This window comes from Bartonella sp. AP40SXNS, assembly GCF_042195825.1.
GTDB lineage: Bacteria > Pseudomonadota > Alphaproteobacteria > Rhizobiales > Rhizobiaceae > Bartonella.
The window spans coordinates 19,534-34,213 of sequence record NZ_JBHIPB010000005.1; the positions used below are offsets into that span (position 1 = coordinate 19,534).

General features: G+C 34.0%; 10 protein-coding genes. 7 read left to right on the forward strand and 3 right to left on the reverse strand.

The annotated features are described in order from the left end of the window. The first annotated feature begins 147 nt into the window (after positions 1-147). Positions 148-2,814: an alanine--tRNA ligase gene (gene alaS / locus ACFILZ_RS04920; RefSeq protein WP_375610420.1), complete on the forward strand. Its 2,667-nt coding sequence runs from the start codon at positions 148-150 to the stop codon at positions 2,812-2,814. Positions 2,815-3,812: 998 nt separating this feature from the next. Here alaS and ACFILZ_RS04925 read toward each other — a convergent pair. Next, entirely contained in the window at positions 3,813-5,600 is a 1,788-nt protein-coding gene (locus ACFILZ_RS04925) for a glucan ABC transporter ATP-binding protein/ permease (RefSeq protein ID WP_375610421.1), read from the reverse strand. A gap of 219 nt (positions 5,601-5,819) precedes the next feature. Between ACFILZ_RS04925 and ACFILZ_RS04930 the strand changes: the two genes are divergently transcribed. The 6 genes from ACFILZ_RS04930 to ACFILZ_RS04955 all read left to right on the forward strand — a co-directional run bounded on the left by ACFILZ_RS04930 (position 5,820) and on the right by ACFILZ_RS04955 (position 13,882). Beyond that, on the forward strand, positions 5,820-6,803 hold the full coding sequence (locus ACFILZ_RS04930) for an RluA family pseudouridine synthase (protein ID WP_375610422.1): 984 nt from the start codon (positions 5,820-5,822) through the stop codon (positions 6,801-6,803). A 799-nt stretch (positions 6,804-7,602) separates the two neighbouring features. Continuing rightward, on the forward strand, positions 7,603-8,622 hold the full coding sequence (locus ACFILZ_RS04935; RefSeq protein WP_375606698.1) for an ATP-binding cassette domain-containing protein: 1,020 nt from the start codon (positions 7,603-7,605) through the stop codon (positions 8,620-8,622). Further along, the gene (locus ACFILZ_RS04940) at positions 8,597-9,421 is read left to right on the forward strand and encodes an ABC-2 family transporter protein (protein WP_375606697.1); all 825 of its coding nucleotides are present in this window, start codon (positions 8,597-8,599) and stop codon (positions 9,419-9,421) included. The genes ACFILZ_RS04935 and ACFILZ_RS04940 overlap by 26 nt, the downstream gene beginning before the upstream one ends. Then, entirely contained in the window at positions 9,405-10,193 is a 789-nt protein-coding gene (locus ACFILZ_RS04945) for an ABC-2 family transporter protein (protein WP_375610423.1), read from the forward strand. The genes ACFILZ_RS04940 and ACFILZ_RS04945 overlap by 17 nt, the downstream gene beginning before the upstream one ends. A gap of 2,420 nt (positions 10,194-12,613) precedes the next feature. Then, the gene (locus ACFILZ_RS04950; protein WP_375606730.1) at positions 12,614-12,973 is read left to right on the forward strand and encodes a hypothetical protein; all 360 of its coding nucleotides are present in this window, start codon (positions 12,614-12,616) and stop codon (positions 12,971-12,973) included. Between the two features lie 543 nt (positions 12,974-13,516). Then, complete coding sequence (locus ACFILZ_RS04955) at positions 13,517-13,882, forward strand: response regulator (protein WP_273724078.1); 366 nt, start codon at positions 13,517-13,519, stop codon at positions 13,880-13,882. Between the two features lie 78 nt (positions 13,883-13,960). Here the strand turns inward: ACFILZ_RS04955 and ACFILZ_RS04960 are convergent, their stop codons facing one another. Together ACFILZ_RS04960 and rpsI are read right to left on the reverse strand one after the other, a co-directional pair. Then, on the reverse strand, positions 13,961-14,038 hold the full coding sequence (locus ACFILZ_RS04960; protein ID WP_375606729.1) for a hypothetical protein: 78 nt from the start codon (positions 14,036-14,038) through the stop codon (positions 13,961-13,963). 154 nt (positions 14,039-14,192) lie between these two features. Continuing rightward, on the reverse strand, positions 14,193-14,678 hold the full coding sequence (gene rpsI / locus ACFILZ_RS04965; RefSeq protein ID WP_015856545.1) for a 30S ribosomal protein S9: 486 nt from the start codon (positions 14,676-14,678) through the stop codon (positions 14,193-14,195). Positions 14,679-14,680: the final 2 nt, after the last annotated feature.

The following is a 14,680-nucleotide window of genomic DNA, read 5'->3' on the forward strand; positions in this document are numbered from 1 at the left end:
GTTTTTAAATATACAGTCATTTTTTCTCAATTTTTTTGAACAAATATTCTATTCTTTGATTAAATTGACTCCATGCGTGGCAAAGAGGATATTTAATGAGGGGGATTTTTCTTTTATGGTTTTGTACTGTATTGAGCAGGTGTCGATATGAATAGTGTTAATAACATTCGGTCAACATTTTTGGATTATTTTCATCGTAATGGGCATAAAGTTCTTTCTTCTAGCCCACTTGTTCCACGTAATGATCCTACACTTATGTTTACAAATGCAGGAATGGTGCAGTTTAAAAATGTTTTTACTGGACTTGAAAAGTCCCCTTATAAGCAGGCAACAACGGCACAAAAATGTGTTCGTGCGGGTGGAAAGCATAATGATCTTGATAATGTTGGTTATACGGCACGCCATCATACATTTTTTGAAATGCTGGGTAATTTTTCTTTCGGTGATTATTTCAAAGAAGAAGCCATTTTTTTGTCATGGAACCTTTTAACAAAAGAATTTTGTCTGCCAAAAGATAAACTGTTGGTGACAGTTTATCAGAGTGATGATGTTGCTGCTGAACTATGGCGTAAAATTTCAGGTCTTCCAGATGAAAAAATTGTCCGTATTGCGACAGCTGATAATTTTTGGGCGATGGGAGATACAGGACCCTGCGGTCCTTGTTCAGAGATTTTTTATGATCATGGTGATGAAATCTGGGGGGGGCCACCTGGAAGTGCTCATGAAGATGGGGATCGCTTTATTGAGATTTGGAATCTTGTTTTTATGCAGTATGAGCAGATTTCCAAGGAAGAACGTGTTGATTTACCTCATCCTTCTATTGATACAGGCATGGGGTTAGAGCGTATTGCTGCTGTTTTACAGGGTGTTCATGATAATTATGACATTGATCTTTTTCGTGCATTAATTGCTGCTTCAGAAGAAATTACAGGGATTGAGGCAAAGGGTGATTTTATTGCCAGCCATCGTGTCATTGCTGATCATCTTCGCTCGTGCGCATTTTTGATTGCTGATGGTGTTCTTCCTTCCAACGAAGGAAGAGGATATGTTTTACGTCGCATTATGCGTCGTGCTATGCGTCATGCCCATCTTCTTGGTGCTAAAGAGCCTTTAATGTGGCGGCTTTTGCCTGCTTTAATTCGCGAAATGGGACAAGCCTATCCTGAATTGGTGCGTGCTGAGTCTTTGATTTCAGAAATTTTGAAGTTAGAAGAAATACGCTTTCGTAAAACACTTGAACGAGGACTTGGTTTGTTAAATGAAGCGAGTAGTCTTCTTAAAGAGGGAGATCATTTAAATGGTGAAGTTGCTTTCAAGCTTTATGATACCTATGGTTTTCCGCTTGATTTGACGCAAGATATGCTTCGGCGTCGCGGAATATCTGTTGATGTTGATGCTTTTGATAAAGCGATGGAACACCAAAAAGAGGAAGCGCGTGCTCATTGGTCTGGTTCTGGTGAAGCTATAACGGAGACAATTTGGTTTTCTGTTCGTGATAAGGTAGGGGCTACAGAATTTTTAGGTTATGAAACAGAAAAAGCTGAAGGCATTCTTACAGCTCTTGTGTGTGATGGTAAAATTGTTGATCATATTTCTTCGGGGCAAAAAGCCATTCTTGTGGTAAATCAGACTCCTTTTTATGGTGAATCTGGCGGTCAAATTGGTGATAGCGGTATCATTTCTGGTGAAGATTTTGTTTTTGAGGTGCATGATACTCAGAAAAAGGGTGATGGTGTTTTTATCCATATTGGAGAAGTAAAATCTGGTCAGGCATCGAGGTCTGATTGTGTAGAATTAACCGTTGATGGTATTCGTCGTAAAAAAATTCGTGCAAATCATTCTGCTACCCATTTATTACACGAGGCTTTACGACAAATATTGGGGGACCATGTTACTCAAAAGGGCTCTCTTGTATCGCCAGATCGGTTACGTTTTGATTTTTCTCATCCAAAATCTGTTTCTTTGGAAGAATTGAAAAAAATAGAAGATTTAGCCAATGAGATTGTTTTGCAAAATAGTAAGGTCGTAACGCATCTCATGGATGTGGATGAAGCCATTTCTAAAGGAGCCATGGCATTATTTGGTGAAAAATATGGTGATGAAGTTCGCGTTGTTTCTATGGGGAAGCAGTGTCACCAAGAGGGATTAAAAAAGCATTGGTCAATAGAGCTTTGTGGGGGCACACATGTGGAGCGAACAGGCGATATTGGTTTGATCCATATTGTTTCTGAAAGTTCTGTTTCGGCAGGAGTGCGTCGTATTGAAGCCTTAACTGGCCAAGAAGCACGTTTTTATCTTTGTCGCCAAGATGAGCGTATTCATGAGATCGCTGATCTTTTAAAAACTTCTTCTTCTGGTTTAGAAGAACGGGTGCGAATTTTGCTTGATGATCGTCGTAAACTTGAAAAAGAGTTGAATGATGTACGCAAAAAAATGGTATTGAGTGGTGGTATAACAGAAAGTAGTCAAGATGATATTACAATCATTAATGGGCTTTCTTTTCTCGGACGCATTGTCAAAAATATTTTACCACGGGATCTTAAGGCATTCGTCGATTCTGGAAAAAAACAAATTGAGTCTGGAGTCGTTGCTTTTATTAGTGTTTCGGAGGATGGAAAAGGCAGTGCTGTTGTTGGCGTTACGGATGATTTAACGGATAAATTGAATGCTGTTGATCTCGTTCGTATTCTTTCAGCTGTGCTTGGTGGTCGAGGTGGTGGTGGTCGTCCTGATATGGCGCAGGCTGGTGGTCCTGAGGGAAACAAGGCTAGTGAGGCATTTGCGGCACTAAAAGATTTTCTTGAAAAAATTTAAAAAGCAAAATCTTTTCTCATTGGTGTTTTTTACATTTTTATGTTGGATTGGTGTATAAGTATCACGAGTATCTGTCCGATGTCTTGTTGAAATCCAGATATAGCGTAATGGGGGCTTATACAAAATCAGTAAAGATAAAAACAGTTTTTATCTTTATCATCACTGTTTTATTTGATTTTATGTTTTTCAAGAGTTTCGGGAGTTACCTTTCAAAATAAGAAAGATTATGCAGCATTTTACACTTTGCTTTGTAGTATATTTTTACGAAGAAGAGCAGTCATTGTGTGGCTCTTACAGATTTTTTTAAAGAAACATCTCTATCCTATTTTATAAAAAGGAATATCGCATAAATTTAAAGAGGTATATTAATGTCTGATTTATTATGATGCTATTTACTCAATATATTGATTTATAATGATAATTTATTTTTTATATCTTGAGTAAGAGCTCCAAATATTCGTAGGATTTTCTCATTTTAAATCTATGTATATTGAATCAATCAAAACCATTCACAAGAATTGTTGTGAAAAATAGGCTTAGGAGTATTGAGAAATATTTCTTAAAAAAGCACGTGATGAATGTACAACACAATGACATTTTGTTCTTGGCGAGGGGGTGATTCTACAAAAAACATGATAAACAAAAGTGTGAAGCAATACGTCATATCCATTATTAAAAAAACACTGTTTTAGATAGTTTTGAAAGTTGTAAAGCTGAGTTAAAAGAAGATGGTAAAATTGAAAGCTTTTTTACCTTTGCATTTTCCTTAAATTCGATTGTATACTCATTAATATGCAAAGATATAGGCAATAATTTTGTTCCAATCGAGTAAAATTTCAACAGTAGAAAAAGTGCGGAATGGTTTTAATATTTTTTCAAAGATCTCGCGTCAAAAATGGATTGTGATATTCTTAGTAACCTTTTTATTTGTATCAATAAAGTATTTTTGGTGTATTGAAGAGGTATTTCTTACATGAGATTTGTGAAGAGTATCAATTTTATGAAGCTATGGCTTCATGTAAGAGGATGACGTTTTCATTTTCTCCTTCTATTTCTGGTGGTTTGATTGTTAAACCACTGGCTTTTAAGAATTGAGAAAAACGTCCGCCTCTCTCGATTAATTCTTGAAAGCTTCCTTTTTCAATTAAATGACCATGTTCTAGAAAGAGTACTACATCAGCATTGCGTACTGTTGAGAGGCGATGTGCTATAATGAAAGTGGTGCGATTATGGCTTATGCAATCAAGGGCATTTTTGACACGTGCTTCTGTTTCAACATCAAGAGCGCTTGTTGCTTCATCTAGAATGAGAATAGGGGCATTTTTTAAAACAGCGCGTGCAATTGCTAGTCGCTGTTTTTCTCCACCTGATAATTGAGATCCTCGTTCGCCCACCATTGTGTTATAATAATCAGCTTTTTTTAGAATAAAATCGTGAGCTTCTGCTATTTTTGCTGCTTCATAAAGTTCTTCATTCGTTGCGCTCGCTTTTCCTATTGAAATATTGTCATGAATAGTACGGTTGAAAAGACCTGAGTCTTGAAATACTGTTGCTAGAGATTTGCGTAAAGATTCGCGATTGATCGAGCATATATTTATTCCATCAATGGAGATATGCCCAAAGGTAGGGTCGTATACGCGTTGTAACAAATTGATCAACGTTGTTTTTCCAGCCCCTGTTGGTCCTACAATCGCAACAGTTTGTCCTGCTTTAACCTCAAAAGAAATATCAAAAACACCTTGAGAAGAATTTGGAAATTTATAGGTCACGTGATGAAATTGTATGGTGCCTTTAACATTTTGGAGGGAGGGAAGATTCTGCGGTTCGTTGATATGAAAGGTTGAGTCTTCCATTTCAAAAAACTCTTGCAGTTTTGCTTGTGAGGATATTGCACAATGAATAAAATTGCTCATTTGGTCTAGGCGGCTAATCATGAGTTGTGCAAATCCAACAAAAGCAACGACGTCACCTACTCGTAGTTGACCTTTTGCAACAAAAAAAGCTCCAAGGAGAAGAACACAAACGATTGAAATCGTTGAAGCCATTCGATTTAAGCCACTGGCGAGCGCCCACCAATTGAGAACAGGATTTTGTGCTTTAAGCAGAGCATTTGTATGTTGGTGCAGTATGAAAGTTTCTTCTTTTATTCGGTTATAACTTTGTACAATGGAAACATTAGAGATTGAATCACTGACATGTTTAAAAAGGTTATGATGATAGCATTCTACAGCGGCTTGTCCGTCTTTTGTTTTTCGCATCACTAAACGTGCAATTAATACATAGATGATGGCAAGCACAACCAAGACTATTGAAAGGCGCCAATTCATATTAAAGGCTATGGGGATGAGAACCAATAAGGCGACAAGCGTTGAGAGATGTTGTCGCATAAAATCAAGCCATATGGTTGACATGGAATCTATAGCGCGCAAAAGTGTATGGAGTGCGTTAGATGTTCCGCGTTGTTGATGCCAAATTAACGGCATGGCAATGATACGTTCGAAAGATTCTGTTAAAACCGTTAAGCGACGTCTATGGGCTAAGCGGTCTGCACCGCGAGCAACAAGGACATAAGCGATAATATGTGAAAGTCCAAAACAAACCCAAATGGCAAGAGTAGAGATGATACCTGTTTTTTCTGTAATAGAATCGATAACCCGTCCAAATAAAATAGGTTCTGCAATGGTGATAATCGCTAACATAACATTAGCGGTACAGATTAAAAGGGATGCATTTTTTTCTCTGTTTAGGTAAGTGAGAACACGTGCATAGGTTTTGAATAAGGACACTGTTAATTATCTCCATTCGCTGTTAAGCGTAAAGGTATTGATTTTTTTATAACGCTTAATTTTTAGCTAATAAAATTTGGACATTAAGAAAAGGCAATTTTGGATACTAACTGTAATATGGTGTGATAAAGCCAATTAAAATATGAATTTTTGTGTTTATATCTGTGCTTATAAAGGCGCAAAAATAGATCAATAAAATTATCAGGCAAGGGAACTTTCATGGCAGGCGTAGAAATAAAAAAAGTTGAGGCAGATGAAGATGGAATGCGCTTAGATCGCTGGTTTAAAGTGCATTATCCAGGACTTGGTTTTGGAGTTTTGCAAAAACTGTTGCGTTCTGGTCAGATACGGGTTGATGGTGGACGTGTTAAAGCCGATACGCGTCTTTGTATGGGACAGACTGTCCGTATTCCACCTCTCCCTATTAATGACAAAGAAAATCTTCCAATAACGGGTAAAACACTTCGTGGGCAGGATGATGGGACCGTTTTAAAAAAAATGCTGCTTTATGAAGATCCAAAAGTATTTGTTTTTAACAAACCTGCTGGATTGGCTGTCCAAGGAGGCTCTGGTTTAACACGTCATATGGACAGTATGCTTGAGGTATGGCGCAATAAAAAAGGTGAAAAGCCGCGTTTGGTTCATCGTCTTGATCGTGAGACGTCGGGTGTGCTTATTGTTGCGCGATCAAGGGGAGCTGCTCAGGCCTTAACAGCCGCTTTTAGAGCGCGAGAAACAAAAAAGACTTATTGGGCGTTGGTTCGGGGCGTTCCTAAAAAAAAGCAGGACAAAATTTCAACGTGGATGGTTAAGGAAATGACTGCACAAGGTGATAAAATGCGTGTTTGTGAACATGGGGAGCCAGATTCACATCATGCGGTTTCCTACTATCGCGTTTTAGATACGCGAGGGCGGGCTCTTTCGTGGCTTGAAATGGAACCCTATACAGGGAGAACACATCAGCTTCGTGTGCATGCTGCCCATATGGATCATCCTATCATTGGCGATTCAAAATATTTTTTTTCTGATAGTAATTGGACATTACCAGGAGGAATTCAAAATCGTCTCCACCTTCATGCACGTCGTATTCGTATTCCTCATCCTTCAGGAGGAGTATTGGACATTGTTGCACCTTTACCACCTCATATGGTTCAAAGTTTTAATCTTTTGTCTTTTAATGAGAGTGATGCTGAAACAGAGTAAAAAAGATTCATTTATCCTTTTTGATTGGTAAAAATTTTGTCTATAAATTTGATGAGATGGATAGGGCGTCATTTGAAGAGAGCTTTAGTATAATCGCTATGAGAAAATGGTGTTTTTGAGTGATGAATTTTGAAATATCATAAATTTTCTTTCTACAGTTCTTTATCCATATTGATTGTATTATTATCTCTAGATAAGGTGTATCGTTAATAATCTGAGTTGATGAAGCTGCTCCTTTGAATTTATCTGTAGGGCCGTATATTGGGGAGGCGTGTCTGTTGAGGAAGATGAATGAGATAAAATCTGAAGGGATATTTGCTGAAATGTGTAAAGGCGTTTTTTAATTTTTCATGGGAGATAATTGAGGCATTTTATAGTAATGCTGAGGAAAAGTGGACTCTCAAAAAAATTCTGTTGTTAAGGAGGTTTGTTTTGTTATCAATGTGATTTGATATACTTATGATAGATTTACTATTTGTACCTTTGTTCACACAATGAGAGTTTATTAGCAAAGTTTTTCTTTCAGTTATTTTTCTACTTACTTTATTTATCTGAATTTGTTCGAAAGATTTTCTTTCATAAAAGAAGAAACAACTTTTAGCATTTTTAATGCTTTATTTCAGTGAATGCATCAGATTGAAGAAATATGCCGTACTCAAAATTGGAGATTAAAGTTTTAGGGGCGTTTATTGCTCTTTAGAAGGGGGGGAGAACATGGTCGTTTTTCCAGTGAAAAAATAGATATTCAAAGATTATGGGAATATTCCAAGAGGGGATAAGTTGAAATGAGGAGTGACTGATGGGATCATTATTGATTGACGTTAATAACGTCTCAAAAATATACCGTAGCATGGACAGAGGAACTTCTTTCAAAAACAGAGTGCTTTCTCTCTTTAAGCCAGTATATACGAATTATCACGTGCTGAAAGATATCAGTTTTACCCTTTTTTCAGGACAATCTCTTGCTATCCTCGGAGCTAACGGGGCAGGTAAATCAACACTGATTAAAATACTTGCTGGTATACAATTCGTTGATAAGGGAAGTGTTAAAGTCTTGGGATTTAATCCGTATAAAACCAAGAAAGATCTGTTTAGACAGTTGGGTGTGGTCTTTGGTCATAAGAGTTGTTTATGGTGGGATTTACCTCTACGTTACAGTTTGGATATGGTGCAACCCTTATATGGTATTGAACGAACCTCTTTTATCCGCGACCTTAAAGAGATTGCAGAGTTGCTTGGTATTGCGCATATCATGGACAAGCCAGTGCGAATGCTGAGTTTGGGTGAGAGAGTCAAAAGTGAATTGGCATTTAATTTATCTTTTAGACCTAAATTATTGTTCCTAGATGAACCAACTATTGGTCTTGATATTACTTCTAAGCATGAAATTAGGGAGCTACTTACAAAACTTAAAAGAGAGCGAGGGATGGGATACATCATCACAAGTCATGATATGGGGGATATTGATGGTTACGTTGATGATATTCTTCTCTTGCATAAAGGAAACAAACACTTTTACGGTGATATTGATGCATTTAAAAATATGCTTCCTTCTTTGGTGAAAGTGACATTTTTTTGTGAACACTTGCAGGCGCTTTATGCTGTTGTAAAGAGAATGGATGAACTTTCGTTAAAATTGTCCGCTCCTTTAAAAAATAAAAAACTGAACAATGAAGAATGTTCATTGGAAATTTCGTTACCTCGTGGAGATTATTCGCATTTCATACGGGAAATGACAACTAAATTCAACTGTACGTTTTCTGTGTCCACTCCCTCATTTGAGGAGATGCTCCGTGTTAAATTTAAAGAATTTATTTAATTATTGTTTTGGCATGTTTTTTTATGCAAGGAATGGATTACTCTCTATTCTAAGTGATAGAGCCATGTTTTTTACTGATATTGTCATTGGGACACTTTCGCCATTTATTATTCAACTTCTATTATGGAATGCACTTTTCTCTGATATGGGAAACACCATAAATGGCTTTAGCTTTCATGATATGATGTATTATTATGCTTTTGCTTTAGTCTTAGGACGTTTAAATAATGGTTATAATGTGATTAAGTTTTTTTCTCATCATGTTAGGGAAGGTCAATTAGAAGTCTATCTCACAAAACCCTTTAGTTATATGACACAAATACTTTTTACTTTTTTAGGAGAGAGTGTATTATATTGCATTCCGTTATTGGCTCTTTTTGTTGCAAAGCTTGTTTTATCCTATGAAAATATTCTGGGATTGGTCATCTCTTTTCTGTTCTTTTTTCTGGTTGTTATTCTATCACAATTGCTTTGTTTTTTACTCTCTTTCGGGATTGCCTTATTAAGTTTTTGGGTGATTGAGTACAATATATTACTCTCTTTCAGTATTCTCAGTTCAGCGCTTCTTGGGGGTGTTCTTTTACCACCATCTTTTTGGCCGGTGTGGCTTATTCCGCTCATGCAATTTAATCCTTATCGTTTCATGATATCAGCTCCTGCCGAGTTTTTCGCGACGCAAAATTTAGCGTTGTTTCAGCAGTTTTTTTTCGGAAGTTTTGCTTATATTTTGTGTCTTTTATGCTTAATTCATATTGCTTGGAATAAAGGAATGAAGATGTATTATGGAGCGGGCGGTTGAGATGAAAATAATCCTTCATTTTATCAGTCTAAATATCTGCCGACAGATTGTTTATGGTAAGAATTTGGCTGGGGAGTTTATTCTTTCTCTATGCTATTATTTTATTCAATTCATATTTATTGATAGAATATCTTCTTTTTCAGGAAAGATCGGTAACTATAGCAGAGATGAAATTCATTTTATCTTTGTTGTCTTTGTTTTACTTGGGATATTTTTGAATATTTTTACTCATTCTATTGAAACGTTTTTTGAAAAAGTAGCGGATGGTAAAATTGAACCCTACTTGATAAAGCCTGTTTCAATCTGGTTGTTGATGTTGTTTGGTTGGTGCAAACCACTTAATCTGATAAAGCTATTTGTTCTTTATGTTAGTGCCTATTTGTTCGTATCATTACCAGATATGTATGATCTTAAGCTCAGATGGATCTCTTTTATTGTTGCAATATTTTGTGTTTTTATCGTCAATATTTGTTTTTTCATGACGTTTAATTTTGTGACATTTATTATTAGCCGTAAGATGCCTGTTGAATATTTTCATGAAATGATTTACGAACTTTCATTTGTACCAATAGGAATTTATCCCTCAAGCATTGTAAAATGGCTTTTGTTTATGCTTCCCATGGCTTTTTCTGCTTCTTTTCCTGTATCCCTGTTACTTGGTAAAGGCGAATGGAATATTGGATATCTTCTGTCGAGCACTTTTCTTTCTATAGTCATGACTTTCATAATCTATAAGAAAACAATTATTAAATTTAATGGATTAGGGGGATGATATAAAAGTCATCATGATTATAAAAATAAAAAAATTGAGTGAATAATTCTATTATAGCGTAGATTATCGTTATTTATGCTGGTGGTATAGGGCATGTAAAATTTACACATGAGGATTTTTTATTAGACATATTCATGCATAAAATCAGTTGTATTTCTATAGCTCTGAGCAAAGAATTTACAACAGAAATCAGAGAGTTAAATTTCTTGGTTTTAGATCAGTTTTAGTTTGAGTTTAGATGGCAGCTTGATGACAAAAGCCATGGTAAGATGGTGTACAATATTAGTACCGCTTTATGATATGAGCAAAATTTATTTTTGTTGCGTTTATAGTGCTAAAAAATTGTAAAAGATGAGTAATTTTATATGTGTAGAATGTGGTTATTCGTGTGGATTTTGTTGGTGCTATTATTATGTGGGTGAGTTTTTGCTTAAACAATAAGAAAATTGACAGAATAAAGCTTTTAAGTTGCCCGATAGAAAGCTAAGAGCTTCGCCAAACAACATGATAGCAATTATCAAGACAACAATCACATAGAGATTTTTCAGCATGCTGAGCAGTCAAAATTCAGTTAATAATTGCTTGGAAATAAAAGGATCCACTAAGCAAAGCGGGCAAAAACGATGGTAATGCAACTGAGTTCAATAACATAATTAAATATATTTATTTGTTGTACTGGTAAACTAAGAGAATTATACTTGATTTTATTGTTAATTTCTTATTTTATGTTATGATTTTATTTAATAGAAAGATATTTATTATGTAATATTTTAGTGTTATTATAAATATTATTATTTAATTAGAAATATACAATTTAAACACATACAATATAAACATAATATATTTATATTATTTTAAATGGGTTATTTTAAACAGTAATTAAATAAGATATTATTTTGTAAAAAATTATTTTCTATTTTTTTAATATTAATAAGCTCATTTTTCAATTTTTCTTAACAATGATAAGAGAAAAATGGAGTTTTACATCCTCTTTTACAATAAATAAAAATGATATTTTAATCTGGTGTTGTTCTCTAAGCTTAGAGCTATACAGATGTTATTGCTTATCATTAATAAAACTAATGTGATTGATGGCGTAGAGATTACAAAGGGCTAATTTTTTTGCATGTAATTCATATTTTTTACAAGACTTTAAAAATAACACAGAAAAAATGAGAGAGGAAGGAATAGTGAACAAGAGTGATAAGCTTTTTCATTTTCTAGTGTTATGATTACTTTTGTATTTTATGGTTCATTCATTGTATGTATGATCAATTCCAAAATTTTTATTTTAAGCTTATAGTGAATCTATATTTTAAACTGTTATTGAAGTATTGTCGTGATTGAGATTAAAATATCACAGTAGTGAACACTCTGATTTAATAGAGAAGATTGTTTGCTAGCAAATAATCTATCCATATCAACGTTATTTAAATTTTTTCCAAAATATATATCTATGCTAATTTTCGTGATTGATATCTTTTCTAAGATGAAAAGGGGCATGAGCTGATTTGAATATCCATAAATTTTTCATATTAACTCAAAAAATATACGATCACATCATTTTACGGCTATTCTAGATTATCATTTTGATAAACTGAAGAAGTATAACGATTAGCATTACAAAGGTTTGTGCAAAAATGCTTTTATTGGACATTATTAAATTTTTTATGATTTATATTTTTAATCATTTTATCTTGGTTAGAAAGAAGGTGTATTCATTTTTATTTCTCTATTTTATCTTAAAGTTGTGGAATTATATTAATGTTAGAAAGTTATAATTGTGGAAGACAATGAACTTTATTAAAATTATTCCACGTTTTTGTAGAAACGTATGGCTGTGAAATCGTTGAAATGTGTAATAGCTTATGGCATTAGATTTGGCGCATTTACCAAAGTTATCCCTTATCTTACTTAATTTAGCTTTTTCAATCAAAGAATTAAGCTGGTGCTTACGCTAATTGTAGCTGGGGCAAATATTTTTTCTTAATCTATACTAAGAAAAAATTATTTTATAAAAATATTTATTTTACTATATTATATAAAAAATAAAAACATTGCGTGTAACTAAAAAACAATATATTGATATTTTTATATTATAAAATAATAATAATAGTTATGATAATAAATCTAAATTTATAATAAAAACAACAAAATAAATTTATTTTTATCATTAAATTACATAGTATAAATTACAAATAAAATAATTGACAACTCTTAAATAAACATGTAATGGATATATTACAAGTGTAATATAATATAAAAATAACAATTTAAATAAAATTATTAATTAAATTTTGTATTATATTTTTATTGTAATAAGATAAATATACTTTATTGATATATAACGGAATGTTTTCTATTTAGAGGGGGCATTAAAGAAAATTTATTTTATTAAATATTGTAATTAGGTGGTTATGATGAAAATATTCAAGCATTGTATAGTATGTTTTGTTGCAGTAGCGATTTTCTTTTCACAGATTTTAAGAGCCAATGCTGATTCTTTAAATGATAGATTTCAAAATGCTGGTTTTATTTCTGTAATGACACAAGAAAATAGAGTTATTAAAGCTGTTGGTATGATTATTAGCCAGTTTGGAGGACAAGGGGCTGAGAAAAATGTCCAAAAAGTTGCGGGTTTAATGGGGATGGAGACAGCGATTTTTGCTTTAATCGCATATTTTGTATATTTCTTTACTAGAAAGCCGCCGAGTCCTAACAGAGAGACAGGTGGAAGAACATTCGATGCTTTTGCTCATAGTTCATGGGCTTTGAATTAAAAGATATTATCCTTGATAAACTTTGAATTATTCTGTTATTGAATGTTTTATATTAAATAAATCGTGATAATTAATCACGGTTTATTTATTTTTTTAATCTTAATGACATTGATAAGTTTATCCTTTTATATCATTAAGATATTGTTTTGTGGATGCCAGTATATGGTGCATTAAATTCAGCTAATCAGTTGCTTTTTAAATTTACTTAAATTTTTTCCTCTTCAAAATGCGCATTTTAGCTAAGTTTGTGGTTGATATTTTTTTATGATGAAAACGCGAATGCATTAATTGAGATATCCATAAACTTTGTATATCAACTCAAAAAATACAAGGTCACACAATCTTACGACTATTTGTGGGTTTTATGTTGATGAACTGAATAAGTATAGCGATGCGTCTTACAAATATTTGCAAAAATGCTTTTATTGGAATCTTTTAATCTCTTTGTGGTTTACAATTCATTTTATCATTTTATCTTAAGCAAAGAGAATGTGAATTCATTTCTATTTCTCTATTTTATCTGAGAAGGGTGGAGTTATACGAATGTCAAAAAAAGTCATGATCGTGGAAGATAATGAGCTTAATATGAAGTTATTTCGCGATCTTGTAGAAGCGAGTGGTTATGAAACCGTTGAAACGCGTAATGGTCTTATGGCATTAGATTTGGCGCGTTCATCAATGCCATCTCTTATCCTTGTGGATATCCAGTTGCCAGAGGTCTCTGGAATAGATGTTATTAAACAATTAAAAGAAGATGAAGAACTTCGATCAATCCCCGTTGTTGCTGTAACAGCTTTTGCTATGAAAGGCGATGAGGAGCGAATTCGTGCCAGTGGATGTGAAGAATATATGTCAAAGCCTATTTCTGTCCCTCATTTTATCACAATGGTAAAGCATTTCTTGGACTAAAGCTTGTTAAGTGGTGATAGAAAAAGCATTGAAAAGCTTATAAGATTGCTAAAGTTGTCGCGTAAATATTTTTGTGCTTCAGCACGTGGATATATTACAAGTTAGTAAAACAGATTTTAAAAATTGAAACTGAAGTTTTGAATTTTTTCGGTCTATTTTTCTTGCCTTTTATCTTAAGAGAAGGGATTGTTTTGCATTCTTGTTTTTTCTAATCGGTATAGATTTGTTCCTACATTCATCTAAAAGTTTGTTTTAGTAGGGGAAAAAGCCCCGTTTTTGTCCGAGGCTTTATGCATTGCAAAAATTGAAATTAACGCTTTGAGAATTGGAAAGAACGACGTGCTTTTGCTTTACCGTACTTTTTACGTTCAACAACACGGCTATCACGGGTAAGAAACCCACCTTTTTTCAAGATTGAGCGAAGTTCTGGTTCGTAATAGGTTAAAGCTTTGGAAATGCCATGGCGCACTGCACCGGCTTGTCCGGAAAGACCACCGCCTGCAACGGTTGCAATAATATCAAATTGGGTATCCCTATTTGTTGCAACAATTGGTTGACGAAGAATCATTCTAAGAACAGGACGAGCAAAATATTTGTCAAATTCCTTATTGTTGATCGTGATTTTTCCAGAACCTGGTTTAATCCATACACGTGCAACAGCGTCTTTACGCTTTCCTGTTGCGTAAGCACGTCCTTGTGAATCAAGCTTTTGCACGTGAACAGGAACAACATTTTCATGTGTTTCTGTAATACTTGTTACTATGCTAAGCTCAGAAAGAGAATTAATTTCAGCCATAA